The 15,829-nt window shown below is 75.3% G+C and carries 11 protein-coding genes; 7 read left to right on the forward strand and 4 right to left on the reverse strand.

From position 1 onward, the window contains the following. Positions 1 to 227: 227 nt before the first annotated feature. From J5Y05_RS05900 to J5Y05_RS05910, 3 genes are all read left to right on the forward strand, one after another. The gene (locus tag J5Y05_RS05900; RefSeq protein WP_210868764.1) at positions 228 to 1,568 is read left to right on the forward strand and encodes a wax ester/triacylglycerol synthase family O-acyltransferase; all 1,341 of its coding nucleotides are present in this window, start codon (positions 228 to 230) and stop codon (positions 1,566 to 1,568) included. Positions 1,569 to 1,667: 99 nt separating this feature from the next. Continuing rightward, a complete protein-coding gene (locus tag J5Y05_RS05905; protein WP_210868766.1) occupies positions 1,668 to 3,143 on the forward strand; it encodes an SDR family NAD(P)-dependent oxidoreductase in 1,476 nt (491 codons plus the stop codon). Between the two features lie 516 nt (positions 3,144 to 3,659). Beyond that, the gene (locus J5Y05_RS05910) at positions 3,660 to 3,833 is read left to right on the forward strand and encodes a hypothetical protein (protein WP_210868769.1); all 174 of its coding nucleotides are present in this window, start codon (positions 3,660 to 3,662) and stop codon (positions 3,831 to 3,833) included. Between the two features lie 96 nt (positions 3,834 to 3,929). On the opposite strand, the gene J5Y05_RS05915 is transcribed toward J5Y05_RS05910, so the two are convergent. Continuing rightward, complete coding sequence (locus tag J5Y05_RS05915; protein WP_210868771.1) at positions 3,930 to 5,270, reverse strand: amidase; 1,341 nt, start codon at positions 5,268 to 5,270, stop codon at positions 3,930 to 3,932. A gap of 292 nt (positions 5,271 to 5,562) precedes the next feature. Here J5Y05_RS05915 and J5Y05_RS05920 point away from each other — a divergent pair, with 292 nt between their 5' ends. Further along, positions 5,563 to 8,613, forward strand: coding sequence for an alpha-mannosidase (locus tag J5Y05_RS05920; protein WP_210868773.1), 3,051 nt, complete (start codon positions 5,563 to 5,565; stop codon positions 8,611 to 8,613). Then, on the forward strand, positions 8,610 to 9,632 hold the full coding sequence (locus tag J5Y05_RS05925; RefSeq protein ID WP_210868775.1) for an aldo/keto reductase: 1,023 nt from the start codon (positions 8,610 to 8,612) through the stop codon (positions 9,630 to 9,632). The genes J5Y05_RS05920 and J5Y05_RS05925 overlap by 4 nt, the downstream gene beginning before the upstream one ends. Positions 9,633 to 9,685: 53 nt before the next feature. Here J5Y05_RS05925 and J5Y05_RS05930 read toward each other — a convergent pair whose 3' ends face one another. Beyond that, on the reverse strand, positions 9,686 to 11,173 hold the full coding sequence (locus J5Y05_RS05930) for a lipase maturation factor family protein (protein ID WP_210868776.1): 1,488 nt from the start codon (positions 11,171 to 11,173) through the stop codon (positions 9,686 to 9,688). A gap of 115 nt (positions 11,174 to 11,288) precedes the next feature. Between J5Y05_RS05930 and J5Y05_RS05935 the strand changes: the two genes are divergently transcribed. Both J5Y05_RS05935 and J5Y05_RS05940 read left to right on the forward strand, forming a co-directional pair. After that, on the forward strand, positions 11,289 to 13,376 hold the full coding sequence (locus tag J5Y05_RS05935) for a SpoIIE family protein phosphatase (protein ID WP_210868778.1): 2,088 nt from the start codon (positions 11,289 to 11,291) through the stop codon (positions 13,374 to 13,376). A gap of 38 nt (positions 13,377 to 13,414) precedes the next feature. Continuing rightward, a complete protein-coding gene (locus J5Y05_RS05940) occupies positions 13,415 to 14,278 on the forward strand; it encodes an Fpg/Nei family DNA glycosylase (protein WP_210868789.1) in 864 nt (287 codons plus the stop codon). A 15-nt stretch (positions 14,279 to 14,293) separates the two neighbouring features. On the opposite strand, the gene J5Y05_RS05945 is transcribed toward J5Y05_RS05940, so the two are convergent. Both J5Y05_RS05945 and J5Y05_RS05950 read right to left on the reverse strand, forming a co-directional pair. Beyond that, positions 14,294 to 14,962: a zf-HC2 domain-containing protein gene (locus tag J5Y05_RS05945; protein WP_210868791.1), complete on the reverse strand. Its 669-nt coding sequence runs from the start codon at positions 14,960 to 14,962 to the stop codon at positions 14,294 to 14,296. A 251-nt stretch (positions 14,963 to 15,213) separates the two neighbouring features. Next, entirely contained in the window at positions 15,214 to 15,729 is a 516-nt protein-coding gene (locus tag J5Y05_RS05950) for a hypothetical protein (protein WP_210868793.1), read from the reverse strand. Positions 15,730 to 15,829: the final 100 nt, after the last annotated feature.

A 15,829-nucleotide genomic window follows, 5' to 3' on the forward strand; every position in this document is an offset into this window, starting at 1 on the left:
TCGGCCCGCGGCCGTCCGGGTGGGGCCCCGCCGGGCCGCCCCGGCACGGCCCGGCGGCCCCGCGCCCACCCGACCGCAGGCGCCCCATGAGTCCCGTGCGCCCCGCCCCTCTCCCCGGGCCGGGATTTTCGTCTGATGTTAACTGTGCGTAACGTGATCGTACTTGACCGTAATCGGCCGAGAGGGATTGACTGCCGCTACATCCGTCACCCCTGCGAGGCCCGCCCGTGACTTCCGACCTGCTCGCCCCCCTCGACCTGGCCTTCTGGAACATCGACTCCCCCGAGCACCCCATGCACCTGGGCGCGCTCGGCGTCTTCCCCGCCGGGTCGCCCTCCGCCGCCGCCCGCGCGGCGGACCTGCTCGCGGCGCGCGCGCCCGGCGTACCCGGACTGCGGATGCGCATCCGGGACGCGTGGCGGCCACCCCTCGCGGTGCGCAGGCCCTTCTCCTTCGGCGGCGCCGGCCGCGAACCCGACCCCGCCTTCGACCCGGACCACCACGTCCGGCTGCACGCCCCCGCCGAGGAGTTCCACGCCCGCGCCGGCCGCCTCCTGGAACGCCCCCTGGACCGCGCCCGGCCCCCGTGGGAGGCGCACGTGCTCCCCGGCGCGGACGGCACCTCCTTCGCCGTCCTCTTCAAGTTCCACCACGCCCTCGCCGACGGACTGCGGGCGCTGACCCTGGCCGCGGGCGTCCTCGACCCCGTCGACATGCCCCCGCCGCGCCCCCGGCCCGACCCGCCCGCGCGCGCCCTCGTGCCCGGCGTGCGGCGCCTGCCGGAGCTGCTGCGCGGCGCCCTGTCCGACGCCGGCCGCGCCCTGGACATCGGGGCCGCCGCCGCCCTGTCCACCCTCGACGTGCGCTCCTCGCCCGCCTTCACCGCCGCCTCCTCCGGCACCCGCCGCACCGCCGGCGCCGTCCTCGACCTCGACGACGTGCACGTGGTCCGCAAGACCGCCGGCGGCACCGTCAACGACGTGCTGATCGCCGTCGTCGCCGGGGGGCTGCGCCGCTGGCTCGACGAGCGCGGCGACGGCAGCGAGGGCGTCGCCCCGCGCGCCCTGATCCCCGTCTCCACCCGCCGTCCCCGCACCGCCCAGCCGCCCGGCAACCGGCTCTCCGGCTATCTGACGCGGCTGCCCGTCGGCGATCCCGACCCGCTCTCCCGCCTCGCCGCGGTCCGCTCGGCGATGGACCGCAACAAGGAGGCCGGACCCGGCCGGGGCGCCGGCGCCGTCGCCCTGCTCGCCGACCACGTGCCCGCCCTCGGCCACCGGCTCGGCGGGCCCCTGGTCGGCCAGGCGGCCCGGCTCTGGTTCGACGTCCTGGTCACCAGCGTGCCCCTGCCCAGCCTCGGCCTGCGGCTCGACGGCCACCCGCTCACCGAGGTCTACCCCCTGGCCCCGCTCGCCCCCGGCCACGCCCTCGCGGTCGCGGTCTCCACGTACCGGGGGCGCGTCCACTACGGCCTGGTCGCCGACGCGCGCGCCGTGCTGGACCTCGACCGGCTCGCCCTCGCCCTCACCGAGGAGGCCGAGACCTTGCTCACGGCCTGCGCCTCCTGACCCCCGCGGGTTTGGCCGCGGGCCCGGCGCTCCGTAAAATCCCCCGTTCGACGGCGGGCGCGAACGGAGCGCCGCGCGGGACCAGGGACGGCAGCGGCGATGACGGTGACACAGGACGGTTCGGGGACCACGGACGAGGTGGCGTACGGCCCCGGGATCGACCCGGAGCGGCTCGCCGTCTGCCTCGGCGTCCTGGAGGAGCTGGACGCGCTGGACGTCGACCACCCCGACGCCATCGCGGTGCGCCGTGCCACCTCGCACGTCTACCGCATGGTCAAGCAGCGCCGCCGCCAGGAGCGCCGGGCCGCCAAGACCGCCCACGACAAGGCGGTCACCGAGGCCACCGCCACCGGCTCCGCCGAGCGCATCGACGACGAGACCGAGGGCATCCTGCCCTCCTCGCGCACCGAGGAGGGGCGGCTCGCCGGGATACTCCGGCGCCCGCGCTCCTGCTACGTCTGCAAGGCCCGGTACGTCGAGGTCGACTACTTCTACCACCAGCTCTGCCGGGAGTGCGCCGCCGAGAACCGCACCCGGCGCGAGGCCCGCACCGACCTCACCGGCCGGCGCGCGCTGCTCACCGGCGGCCGGGCCAAGATCGGCATGTACATCGCGCTCCGGCTGCTGCGCGACGGCGCCCACACCACGGTCACCACCCGCTTCCCCAACGACGCGATCCGCCGCTTCAAGGCCCAGCCGGACAGCGCCGAGTGGGTCCACCGGCTCAAGGTCGTCGGCATCGACCTGCGCGACCCCGCCCAGGCCGTCGCCCTCGCCGACTCGGTCGCCGCCGAGGGCCCGCTCGACATCCTGATCAACAACGCCGCCCAGACGGTACGGCGCTCCCCGCGGGCCTACAGCGAGCTGCTCGCCGCCGAGTCCGCCCCGCTGCCCGCCGGGGAACTGCCCGCCTCCGAGGTGATCGGCACCTACGGCTCCGGCGCCGTGGCCGAGCTGCCCGTCGCGGGCGGCGGCGCGCTGAGCGCCCAGGACGTCACCGGCCTCGCGCTGGTCTCCGGCTCGGCGTCGCTGGAGCGCATCGCCTCCGGCACCGCCATCGACGCGGGCGGACTCGTCCCCGACCTGCACGACACCAATAGCTGGGTCCAGACGGTGGAGGAGGTGACGCCGGTCGAGCTGCTGGAGGTCCAGCTCTGCAACTCGACGGCGCCCTTCATCCTGATCAGCCGGCTGCGCCCGGCGATGGCCGCGACGGCGGCGGGACGCGCGTACATCGTGAACGTCTCCGCCATGGAGGGCGTCTTCGCCCGCGGCTACAAGGGCGCCGGGCACCCGCACACCAACATGGCCAAGGCCGCGCTGAACATGCTGACCCGCACCAGCGCCCAGGAGATGTTCGACAAGGACCGCATCCTGATGACCGCCGTGGACACCGGCTGGATCACCGACGAGCGCCCGCACCCGGACAAGGTGCGCCTCGCGGAGGCCGGCTTCCACGCCCCGCTCGACCTGGTCGACGGCGCCGCCCGCGTCTACGACCCGATCGTGCGCGGCGAGGCGGGCGAGGAGCTGTACGGCGTCTTCCTCAAGGACTACGCGCCCGGCAAGTGGTGACCCCGGCCCCGCGAGCGCGGGCCGACGCGGCGGGCCCCGGGCCCGGTTGACGCCCCTCGGGGCGTCCCGGACCCGGGGCCCGCACCCGTCCCGGGCGGATGTGCGGGCCGCGAGCGTCCGTGCGGCCCACGCGATCAAACACGGACCGTCATCGCAGGGACGATCGGGACATCCGCCGAACGGGTGAGACCGGGCACGGTGTAAAAGTGGTCGAACTCGGTCAAAATGGGCTCAACTGGCCACAGAATGGCAGGCAATGCTTCCCCCATCTTTTGAGCCCTATAGAGCGCACGGCCGCTCATTTGGTTAATCTGGACCGGACGGGCGGCAACACGGGGTCCCACCCACACCCACGGTCCGTCATGGGACAAGCCGGTTCACCACGGCCTGCTCTCTCCTGCGAGATGCCGGCGCCACCGCGTCCGAACCGAACGAACCAGACCCGACGGGCGCCGGGTGCCGGTGGCAGACCGGCCGACGGGCCCCAAGGGTGACCCGACACATAAGGAGTGCGCGGTGACACCGGAGACGACCAACCCCGATCAACTCACCCTGGAGCGCGTCGAGCGCGCCACCCGCCGGCCCGGCGAGCTGGGCAGTCTCGACGTGTGGGCCCGGTCCGCCCCCATCCGCCTCGCGGGGTACGAGGACGACCTCGCCGAGCCCCACATCCTGCCCAGCGTGGACTGACCCCGCCACAGGAGCCCGCGGAGCGCGGTGACCGCATGGGCGTGCCCCCGCCCACGCCCATGCAGCCGGCCCGGCCCGGCCCAGCCCGCCCGCCGGCTACAGCGGCGCCGTCCGCCGCCACGGGCGCAGCTCCTCGATCCGCTCGGCCAGCCCGAGCAGCACCGTCTCCGACCCCGGACGCCCCACCAGTTGCACGGCACACGGCGCACCCGAGGGCAGCACGCCGAACGGCACCGCCATCGCGGGCCAGCCCGTCAGGTTCCACGGCGGAGTGAACGGCGAATACGACGAGTTGGCCATCACGTTCCGCAGCCAGCCCCGCTCGTGCCACGGCCCGGCCAGGGGGGAGCGGCGGGCCAGCGCCGGGGTGAGCAGCACGTCGTACTCGGTGAAGAACGGCTCCAGCCGCCCGCGCAGCTCCTCGCGCCCCTTCCCGGCGGCGGCCGAGCGGGCGAAGCGCCGGCCGATCGCCGCGTGCACCCGGGTCCGCCGCACCAGCCGGCGCGGGTCCAGCTCCCGCGCGTCCACCGACGTACCGGCCGACCAGTGGCGCAGCGCCGTCACCCCGAGCGAGGACGGGTAGGGCGGATCGGCCCGCCGCACCTGGTGACCGGCGCGCATCAGCACCCCGGCCGCCTCCCGCAGCGCCTGCCGGTACGGCGCGGAGACCGTGACACCGGCCATCGGGCTGCGCAGGGACGCCGCGACGCGCAGACTGCCGCCGGGCTCCCCGCCGCCGGGCCGCCCGTCCGCGAGGACGTCCAGCATCAGCCGCGTGTCCTCGACCGTCGTGGCCATCGGACCGTTCTCCGACATGCCGAACCAGTCGCCCTCGCCGATGCCCGCGGGCACCACCCCGTGCCCCGGCTTGATGGTGACCAGACCGCAGTTGGCGGCCGGGATGCGCAGCGAGCCCATGCCGTCGTTGCCCAGCGCCAGCGGCACCATTCCGGCGGCGACCGCGGCGGCGCTGCCGCCCGAGGAGCCGCCCGCCGAACGGGACGGGTCCCACGGGTTGCGGGTGATGCCGTACACGCCGTCGGTGGTGCCGAAGACACACAGCTCGGGCACGTTGGTCAGGCCCACCACCACCGCGCCGGCCGCCCGCAGCCGGGCCACGGTCACGTGATCCGCCCCGGCGGGCGCCCCGGGGGTCGCGGCGGAGCCGACGCGCAGCGGCTCGCCGCCGACCGCCACGTTGTCCTTGATGGCCACCGGCACGCCGGCCAGCGGCAGTTCGGCCAGATCGCCACGGGCGCCGACCTCGTCGGCCTCGGCGAGCGCGGCCTCGGCGCGTACCGTCCGGAAGGCGCCGATCCGGCCGTCGAGCCGCTCGATCCGGGCGAGGTGGGCGGCCACCACCTCGCGGGGCGTGGCGCGCTTCTCGCGTACGGCGGCGGCGATCTCGGCGGCGGTCCGGCCGGCCCAGTCGGTCACGGAGGGCTCCTCGCTGTGCGGTGGACGGGCCACCTGGGGATGGGGGACACCTGTGCCCCAGCACTCTGCCCCGCGGACCGCCCCCACGTCGAGCGCGGGCTGCTCCGAAGCGCCCTGGCCCGCCCCGGCCCGCCCCGGACCGGTCCGCGCGTGAGGTCCGTGGTCCGGCGCGGGGTTCGCGGGGCCCGGGGCGGGGGAGCTGTACTCCTCGTCGGTCCCTTCCGCCGCGCCCCCGCGCCCGGAGGGGCCCGGCCGTCCCGCAGGCCGCCCTCCCCGACCCCGGAGCGCCCCCATGCACGACGACCGCAGCCTCGTCGAAGGCCGCCTCAGGCGCGTCCTCGACGAGCGCGTCCGCCCCGCCGTCCACCCCGAGACCGTGCCCCTGGAGGTGGCGGTGTGGCACGCGCCCGGCGAGCCCGTCCCGGTCGCCGAGGCACTGGCGGCCACCCCCGAGCCCATCGCCCCCGGCACCGCCTGGGGCGCCCCCTGGGGCACCAGTTGGTTCCGGGTGACCGGCACCGTCCCGACGGCGTGGGCCGGCCGCAGCGTCGAGGCCCTGCTCGACCTCGGCTTCGACGACTCCGAGCCCGGCTTCCAGTGCGAGGGCCTGGTCCACGGGGCCGACGGAGCCCCGCTCAAGGGCCTCAACCCGCTCAGCCAGTGGGTGCGCGTCGCCGCCCCCGCCCGTGGCGGCGAGGCCGTGCGCCTGTACGTCGAGGCCGCCTCCAACCCCGTCGTCCTCGGCCCGCGCGGCTTCGCCCCCACCCCGCTCGGCGACCCGGCGACCGCCGGTGACGCGCCCCAGTACCGGCTCGGCCGCATGGACCTCGCCGTCTTCGACGAGACGGTCTGGAACCTCACCCTCGACCTGGAGGTGCTGGGCGAGCTGATGGCCGAACTGCCGGTGGACGCGCCCCGCCGCTGGGAGATCCTGCGCGCCGTGGACACCGCCCTGGACGCCCTCGACCTCCAGGACGTCGGCGGCACCGCCGGCCGGGCCCGCGAGCGGCTCACCGGCGTCCTCTCCGCGCCCGCCGTGCCCTCCGCGCACCGCGTCAGCGCCGTCGGCCACGCGCACATCGACTCGGCGTGGCTGTGGCCGCTGCGCGAGACGGTGCGCAAAGTGGCCCGTACCGTCACGGGCATGACCGCGCTCCTGGCGGACGAGCCGGAGTTCGTGTTCGCCATGTCGCAGGCCCAGCAGTGGGCGTGGATGCGCGACCACCGGCCCGACGTGTGGGCGCGGATGCGGGAGGCGGTCGCCGGCGGGCGGTTCGTGCCGACCGGCGGCATGTGGGTGGAGTCGGACACCAACATGCCCGGCTCCGAGGCGATGGCCCGCCAGTGCGTGCACGGCAAGCGGTTCTTCCTCGACGAGTTCGGCATCGAGAACGACGAGGTGTGGCTGCCGGACACCTTCGGCTTCGCCGCCGGGCTCCCGCAGATCGTCCGCGCGGCCGGCTGCCGGTACCTGCTCACCCAGAAGATGTCCTGGTCGCGTACGAACACCTTCCCGCACCACACCTTCCTGTGGGAGGGCATCGACGGCTCCCGGGTCTTCACCCACTTCCCGCCCGTCGACACCTACACCTGCTCGATGCGGGGCGCCGAGATCGCGCACGCCGTCCGCACCTTCCGCGAGAAGGGCGTCGCCCGCCACTCCCTCGCCCCGACCGGCTGGGGCGACGGGGGCGGCGGCACCACCCGCGAGATGATCGGCAGGGCGGCCCGGCTGCGCGACCTGGAGGGGTCGGCGACCGTGACCTGGCGGACCCCGCACGACTTCTTCCGCACGGCCGAGGCCGAGTACCCCCACCCGCCGGTCTGGGCGGGGGAGCTGTACCTCGAACTGCACCGCGCCACCCTCACCAGCCAGGCCGCCACCAAGCGCGGCAACCGCCACAGCGAGCACCTGCTGCGGGAGGCCGAGCTGTGGGCCGCCACGGCCGCCGTGCGCACCGGCTTCCCCTACCCGTACGAGGCACTGGACCGCATCTGGAAGACGGTCCTGCTCCACCAGTTCCACGACATCCTGCCCGGCTCCTCCATCGCCTGGGTGCACCGCGAGGCCCGCGCCGCCTACGCCCGTCTGGCGGCGGAACTCGGCGGCATCGTCGACGCCGCCCAGCGCGCCCTGGCCGGCGAGGGCACCACCCCGCTCCTCTTCAACGCCGCCCCGCACCCCCGCGACGGCGTCCCCGCCGGCGCCGCCGGCGCCGCCGATCCGCCGCGCCGCACCCGCCCGCGGCCCCGCCCCGGCGGCGGACACGTCCTGGACAACGGGCTGCTGCGCGTCGAGATCGACGCCCGCGGCCTGGTCGTCTCCGTCCACGACACCGCCGCCGGCCGCGAGACCATCGCCCCCGGGCAGGCGGCCAACCTCCTCCAACTCCACGCCGACTTCCCGAACATGTGGGACGCCTGGGACGTCGACGCCTTCTACCGCAACACCGTCACCGACCTCACCGACGCCGACGAGGTCGCCCCCGGCGCCGACGGGTCCTCGGTGCGCGTCGTCCGCTCCTTCGGCGCCTCCCGCGTCACCCAACTCCTCTCCCTCACCGAGGGGGAGCGCCGGCTGGAGGTGGAGACCGAGGTCGACTGGCACGAGACGGAGAAGTTCCTCAAGCTGGCCTTCCCGCTCGACGTGCGCGCCGAACAGTACGCCTCCGAGACCCAGTTCGGGCACGTCCACCGTCCCACCCACACCAACACGAGCTGGGACGCGGCCCGTTTCGAGGCGTGCAACCACCGCTTCGTCCACGTCGGCGAACCCGGCTGGGGCGTGGCGGTCGTCAACGACGCGACGTACGGCCACGACGTCACCCGCTCCGTGCGCGCCGACGGCGACCTCGGGACGACGACCACGGTCCGCGTCTCCCTGCTGCGCGCGCCGCGCTTCCCCGACCCCCACACCGACCAGGGCGTCCACCGCTTCCGGCACGCGCTGGTGCCGGGCGCGGAGATCGGCGACGCGGTCCGCGAGGGCTGGCGGATCAACCTGCCGGAGCGCCGCCGTACGGGCGCGGGCGCCGTCGCCCCGCTGATCACGGTGGACCGGGACGCGGTCGTGGTCACCGCCGTCAAGCTCGCCGACGACGGCAGCGGTGACGTGGTGGTGCGCTTCCACGAGGCGCACGGCGGCCGGGTCCGGGCCACGCTCACCTCCGGCTTCGGGGCCGACGGCGTCCAGGAGACCGACCTGCTGGAGCGCCCGCTGCCGCGGACCCCGGCGCCCCGGCTCGACGGCGACCGGATCGCCGTCGCACTACGGCCCTTCCAGCTCATGACGCTGCGGCTGACCCGCCCGGCGACCGCCACGGCACAGGAGGGGACCGCATGACGGGCACACCCCAGGACCCGGCCCCCCGCACCCGGCTCGGCGCCGGGCCCGTCGAGGTCGGACCCCTCGGCTTCGGCGCCGCCGCCATCGCGGGCCTGTACACCGAGGTCCCCGAGGAGCAGGCGCACCGGGCCGTCGACGCCGCCTGGGACCGCGGCATCCGCTACTTCGACACCGCCCCGCACTACGGACTGGGCCTGTCCGAACGCCGGCTCGGCGCCGCCCTGCGCACCCGGCCCCGGGACGCGTACACCCTTTCCACCAAGGTGGGCCGGCTCCTGGAGCCGCTGCCGGGCGGCGCGGGGCCCGGCGACGACCTCGCCGGAGGCTTCGCCGTGCCCGCCACCCACCGCCGGGTGTGGGACTTCAGCGCCGACGGCGTACGCCGCTCCCTGGAGGCGAGCCTCGAACGCCTCGGCCTGGACCGGGTCGACCTCGTCTACCTCCACGACCCCGACGACCACGCCGAGGAGGCGTTCCGCGAGGGGTACCCCGCCCTGGAACGGCTCCGTGCCGAAGGCACCGTCCGGGCGATCGGCGCCGGCATGAACCAGACCGCGATGCTCACCCGGTTCGTCCGCGACACCGACGTCGACGTGGTGCTGTGTGCCGGCCGCTACACCCTCCTCGACCAGAGCGCGCTGGCAAGGCTGCTGCCCGCCGCGCTCGACCGCGGCACCTCCGTGGTGGTCGGCGGCGCCTTCAACTCCGGGCTCCTCGCCGACCCGGGCCCGCGCGCCACGTACGACTACGCCGCGCCGCCGGCCGGGCTCCTGGAGCGCGCCCTTCGTCTGAAGGGGCTCGCCGAGCGGCACGGCACCTCCCTGCGCGCCGCCGCCCTCGCCTTCTGCGCCGCCCACCCGGCCGTCGCGTGCGTGCTGGCCGGGGCGCGGTCGGCGGCCGAGGCGCACGACTGCGCCGACCGGTTCGCCGAGGCGGTGCCCGCCGCGTTCTGGCAGGAGCTGCGGGACGAGGGCCTCCTGCCGCCCCGGGCGCCGGTCCCGGGGGACCCCGGCTGAGCGGACCGCCGAGCGGGGGCGCACCGGGGTCGGGGCCGCGCGCCCCCGGCGGGTCAGCGCGGGGCGGGCCCGTCCTGCCCCGGCTCGGAACCCGGCTCGGGACCCGGCCCCGCCCCCGGCTCGGAACCCGGCTCGGGCCCGGCCAGCCGGGTCGGCGGCAGGTACTCCCGGACGACCGTCCGCTCCCACCACGCCCCCGTCGCCCGCCGCTCGTCCCGGTGGGTGAACCGGTACCGGAACAGCCGGGCCCGTACGTAGCGCGGCGGCGCGTCCGCCGGGAACGGCGAGCGGCGCAGCAGCCGCAGCGTGTCCCGGTCGTTCTCCAGCAGCCGTTCCACCAGCGCCCCGAACCAGGACGCGGCGTACGCCGGGGACAGCGCGGCGAACCACATCAGCCAGTCCAGCCGCAGGTGGTACGGGGCGAACTGGCGCGGCCGGCGCCGTGGATCGCCGGGCTTGCCCCGGAACTCGTACTCCCGCCAGTCGGAGTCCTCCCGGGCCACCGCGTCGGCCGTGCCCTCGATCACCACCTCGTACCGCACCCGGTTCACGCTGCCGAAGGCGCCATAGGTGTTGACCAGGTGCAGCGGGTCGAAGGAGCGGTTCATCACCTGGCGGCGGGAGACCATGTTGAGCACCGGGCGGTGGCTGAGGAACACCAGCAGCGCCGCCACCGCGAGGACCAGGGCCTCGTACCAGAGCGGCGCCCCGGGAAGCGACGGCGCGGAGCCGGGGAAGCGTACGGCCGACAGGGCCAGCACGATCGTGAGCCAGTTCAGCCAGGCGAAGTTCCCCGACAGCACCAGCCACAACTGGGTCGCGGCCATCAGCCCGGCGGCGGCCGTCGCCACGGGCTGCGGGGCGAACAGCAGGAAGGGCACCACGAGCTGCGTGACGTGGTTCGCGGCCACCTCCACCCGGTGCACCGGCCGCGGCAGCAGGTGGAAGAAGCGGCTCAGCGGGCCCGGCATCGGCTGGGTCTCGTGGTGGTGGTCCAGACAGGTCAGCCGCCGCCAGCACTCGTCGCCGCGCATCTTGATCAGCCCCGCCCCGAACTCCACCCGGAAGAGCAGCCAGCGCAGCAGGAACAGCACCAGGACGGGTGGCGCCACCTCGTCGTTGCCGAGGAAGACCGCGAGGAACCCGGTCTCCAGCAGCAGCGACTCCCAGCCGAACGCGTACCAGGTCTGCCCCACGTTGACCACCGACAGGTACAGCAGCCACGGCACCAGCCACAGCAGCATCGCCGCCCAGAGCGGCACCAGGGCGTCCACCCCCGCCACCAGCCCCGCCGACACCGCGCACCCCGCCCAGGCACAGCCCGCGAAGAGGCGGTCCGAATAGCGCAGGTGGAACAGGCTCGGCGCCCGCCGGAACGGCACCCTCGCCGTGTACCGGGGCACCGGCAGCATCCCGCGCTCGCCGATCAGCGCCCGGAACTGCCGCACTGCCGTCAGGAACGCGACCAGATACACGACGGCCAGCGCCCGCTGGAAGACCAGCCGGCTCAGCCAGTACTCCGGTGCGGTGAACCACTCCACACGCCGCTCCTCTCCTGCCGGCCCCGGGTACCCCGACCGGAGCGGTGGCCCCCTGGGCGATCCGGGCGGCGCCGTCGGAGTCGAGGATTCGGATAAATCCTGGCAAGGTGGGGCCATGGCTGATCGGGGAGCGAGCGCCCCGTCACTCCCGGACGAGCGGCCGGCCCATCCGGACCCGATCCTGGCGCTCAACCGCATGGGCACCTTCGACTGGGACCTGGACTCCGGGGTGCTGCACCTGGACGCCCAGGCCCTGGAGGTGTTCGACCTGCGCGCGGGGGAGTACGACGGACGCCCCACGTCGCTGGCCCCACGGGTGCCCGGCGCGGAGGGCAGGCGCCTGGACACCCTGGTCACCCGGGCGATGAAGGACGGCAGGGAGAACTACGGCACCTACTTCCGCACGCGGCGCCGCGACGGCACCCTGCGCTGGAGCCACACCCAGGGCTGCATCCGGCGCGACGCGGACGGCCGCCCCCGCCGCATCATCGGCATCCTCCGCGACGCCACCGCGGAACTCGGCGACATCGAGGCCCGCCGCGACCGGGCCGCCCTCGACGAGGCCCGCCGCCAGACCAACGTCGTGCAGCTCACCACGGCCGCCCTCGCCCACGCCCGTACCGTCGACGACGTCATCGACGTCCTCAAGGACACCCAGGGCCTCACCCACCTCGGCGCCGCCAGCGTCGTGATGGGCCTGGTGGAGGCCGACCGCATCCTCCTGGTCGCCGAGGGCCCCGAGGGCAGCTTCGTGCCCGGCACCCGCGTCACCCGGGTCGACGAGCCCTACCCGATGAGCGAGGCGGTGCGCACCCTCAGCCCCTGCTTCATCGAGTCGCCGCAGGAGTTCGCCGAGCGCTACCCCATCCTGTGGCCGCACCTCACCGGCCTGCGCGTCACCTCCGCCGCCTACCTGCCGCTCATCGCCCAGGCCCAGCCGCTCGGCGCCCTCGGCCTGCTCTACAGCGACCGGCACGGCTTCTCCCCCGAGGAACGCAACGTCCTGGTCGCCCTCGGCAGCAGCATCGCCCAGAGCCTCCAGCGCGCCATGCTCTACGAGCAGGAGACGGACCTCGCCGAGGGGCTCCAGCAGGCCATGCTGCCGCGCACCATCCCCAGCGTGCCCGGCTGCGACGTCGCCGTCCGCTACCGCGCCGCCGGGATGAACGGCTCCCTCGGCCGCGACATCGGCGGCGACTGGTACGACGTGATCCCGCTGCCCGGCGGCCGGGTCGGCGCCGTCATCGGCGACGTCCAGGGGCACGACACGCACGCCGCCGCCGTCATGGGCCAGCTCCGCATCGTGCTCCGCGCCTACGCCGCCGAGGGCCACCCCCCGGCCGTGGTGATGGCACGGGCCTCGGTCTTCCTGCACGAACTCGACACCGACCGCTTCGCCACCTGCCTCTACACCGAGATCGACCTCGCCACCGGGGTCGTCCAGGCGGTCCGCGCCGGGCACCTCGACCCCCTCGTACGGGACGGCGACGGCGTCTGCCGCCGGGTCCCCGTCGAGGGCGGGCTGCCGCTCGGGCTCTCCGCCGAGTTCGACCGGCTCGCCTACCCGGTCGCCACCCTCGATCTGGACCCGGGCCACACCCTCCTGCTCTGCACCGACGGACTCGTCGAACAGCCCGGCGTCGACCTCGACGAGGGCCTGCGCGTGCTCACCGCGCTCGTCGACGCCGGCCCGCCGGACGTGCGCGACCTCGCCGACCGGCTCATCGACGTCGCCGAGGAACGCCGCGGCGACGACGACGTCGCCCTGCTCCTGCTGCGCCGCCGCGGACTCGACGCGCCCCGCACCAGCGACCGGCGGCGCCGGCACGTGCCGCCCGGCGACGCCGACGCCCTCACCGACGCCCGGCACCTGATCCGCTCCGCGCTGCGCGCCTGGGGCGCCGACGACCGGTCCGACGAGATCGAACTCGTCGCCGACGAGCTGACCACCAACGCCCTCGTGCACACGGAGGGCGCCGCAGACGTCACCCTGCGCATCCTCACCGGAGAGGAGCGACGGCTGCGCGTCGAGGTCGAGGACACCTCCAGCGCCCTGCCCCGCCGCCGCGACGCCGGGGAGTCCGGGGTCTCCGGGCGCGGGCTGATGCTGGTCGACTCGCTGGCCGACGCCTGGGGCATGGAGGCGCGCGGCGGCGGCAAATGCGTCTGGGCCGAGTTCGTGCTGCCGCCCCGGGACGGCTGAGCCCGGCGGACTCCCGCGCGGGGTGGCACCCTGGAGCCATGCCCGAACTGCCCGAGGTCGAGGCGCTCAGGGACTTCCTGACCGAGCACCTCACCGGGCGTGAGATCGTCCGGGTGCTGCCCGTGGCGATCAGCGTCCTGAAGACGTACGACCCCGCGCCCGCCGCCCTGGAGGGGCGCCGGGTCACCGCCGTCCAGCGGTACGGCAAGTTCCTCGACGTGGCGACCGAGGGCGGCCCGCACCTGGTGACCCACCTGGCCCGCGCCGGCTGGCTGCGCTGGAAGGACCCCCTGCCCGACGGCGTGCCCCGCCCCGGCAAGGGCCCCCTCGCCCTGCGCGTCGCCCTGGAGACCGGCGCGGGCTTCGACCTGACGGAGGCCGGCACCCAGAAGCGGCTCGCCGTGTACGTCGTCACCGACCCGACGCTGGTGCCCGGCGTCGCCCGGCTCGGCCCCGACCCGCTCGCCGACGACTTCGACGAGGCCCGCTTCGCCGCCCTGCTGCGGGACGAGCGCCGGCAGCTCAAGGGCGCCCTGCGCGACCAGAGCCTGATCGCGGGCATCGGCAACGCCTACAGCGACGAGATCCTGCACGCCGCGAGGATGTCCCCGTTCAAACTGGCCGCCTCCCTCACCCCGGAGGAGACCACCCGCCTCCACACGGCCCTGCGCACCACGCTCACCGAGGCGGTCGAGCGCTCCCGGGGCCTGGCGGCGGGGCGGCTGAAGGCCGAGAAGAAGAGCGGGCTGCGGGTCCACGGCCGCACCGGCGAGCCCTGCCCGGTCTGCGGGGACACCATCCGGGAGGTCTCCTTCAGCGACTCCTCCCTCCAGTACTGCCCCACCTGCCAGACCGGCGGCCGGCCGCTCGCCGACCGGCGGCTCTCCCGGCTCATCAAGTAGCGGGCGGACCCGGGATCACGGCCCGTCCGTCGCCTTCGGGTCCAGCGTCACCAGCCGGTCGCCCTCCGCCGTGCGCACCTCGTAGCGGACGATGTCGCGGGGGTGCAGCGCCGCCCCGCCGCGCAGGGTGTTGGGCCGGGCGTCGTGGTCGGGGACGCTCCAACTGGCCACCGTCTGTTCCGAGCCGTCGCCGCCGATCGCGATCAGCCGGCAGGTGCGCGGCCCCGCCGCGTCCTTGACCTCGATCTCCACGTCGGTGCCCCAGGCCCGGTCCTCGGTGGTCAGCCGCGCCCACACGCCGGTCCGCTCGTCCGTCGCCGCGAAGCGCACCTCCGGATCGCCGGCCGGGGCGGCGAAGAGCACCACGGCCGGGCCGGCCACGGCGCACACCACCGCGGCGGCCACGACGTACAGCATCCGCCGCCGTCCGGCCCGGCGGCGGGCCGCCACCGCGGCCACCAGCCGGTCCAGCATCCTCGGCGCGGGCCGGGCCAGCGGCGGCACGAGCCGCGGCGTGGCCTCCCGGAACAGCATCAACTGCCGTGCGGCCGGGCCGAACTCGGTCACCTGCGCGGCGCACCGGGGGCACTCCATGAGGTGGTCCTCGAAACGGAACGCTTCCGCCTCGTCCAGCACGCCGAGCGCGTAGGCGCCGACGTCGCGATGCCTTTCCAGGGACCTCATGCCGAATCCTCGTGCCGTTGGGTGCGGGTGGGGTTACTCCGTGCTCCCACCCGTACGCAGCGCACCTCCGAATCACTCAAGCCACGTACCGAATCGAAACCAGACGGTAATCAAGACCTTCGGAGCGGTTCGCTCCGCGGATTGGTCGCCGGTCGAGGAAATGTCCGGCGGACGACGGCCGCGGGCCCGAGGAGACCGAAAACCGCCGCACCGGTCCCCGGAAGACGCCGGTCTCCCGGAAGGCGTGGTGTCTAGAAGAGGTGGATGGCGAGGTGGCCGAGGGGGAGTCCCAGGCGCCAGGCCGGGGTCCACACCTTCGGGCCGTCGTCCTCGCCGGTGGCCGGCATCCCGCCGGGTACCGCGTTCAGGTCCGGGGCGAGCAGCTCGGTCTCCCGCAGCCAGCGCCAGGCGGCGCGGGCCAGGGCGAGATCGGGTGCGGTCCGCCCGCCCGCCGGGGTAGCGGCCTCGGCCTCGGCCAGGCGCCGGTCCACCCAGGTGTGCCAGGGCTGGTCGTAGGCGGTCAGGTCGAGCCAGGTCTCCAGCCGGGTGACGACCCGGATGCCGCACAGGTCCTCGTCGCTGCCGGAGAGGAAGACGGTCAGCGCCAGCGCGTCCCGTCCCGCCCGGAACTCGAAGGACGTCGGCGGCATCAGATCCCCGGTGCGCAGCAGTTCGTCGGCGATGTACTCGGCGTACAACCAGGCCATGGGGACGGTGAGTTCGTCCCCGTCCGGCCCCTCCGTGCCCTCGTGACCTCTGTGCAGCATCCCTTCCTGCCCTCCTCCGGTGCGCGCGTCGCCCGACGGGGGCGTGGGCCCCGTCCGGACACGGACGAGGACAGCCGATTACCCAACCGGGGTCCCAGGC

The sequence above is a fragment of the Streptomyces tagetis genome (assembly GCF_018069565.1).
Lineage (GTDB): Bacteria > Actinomycetota > Actinomycetes > Streptomycetales > Streptomycetaceae > Streptomyces > Streptomyces tagetis.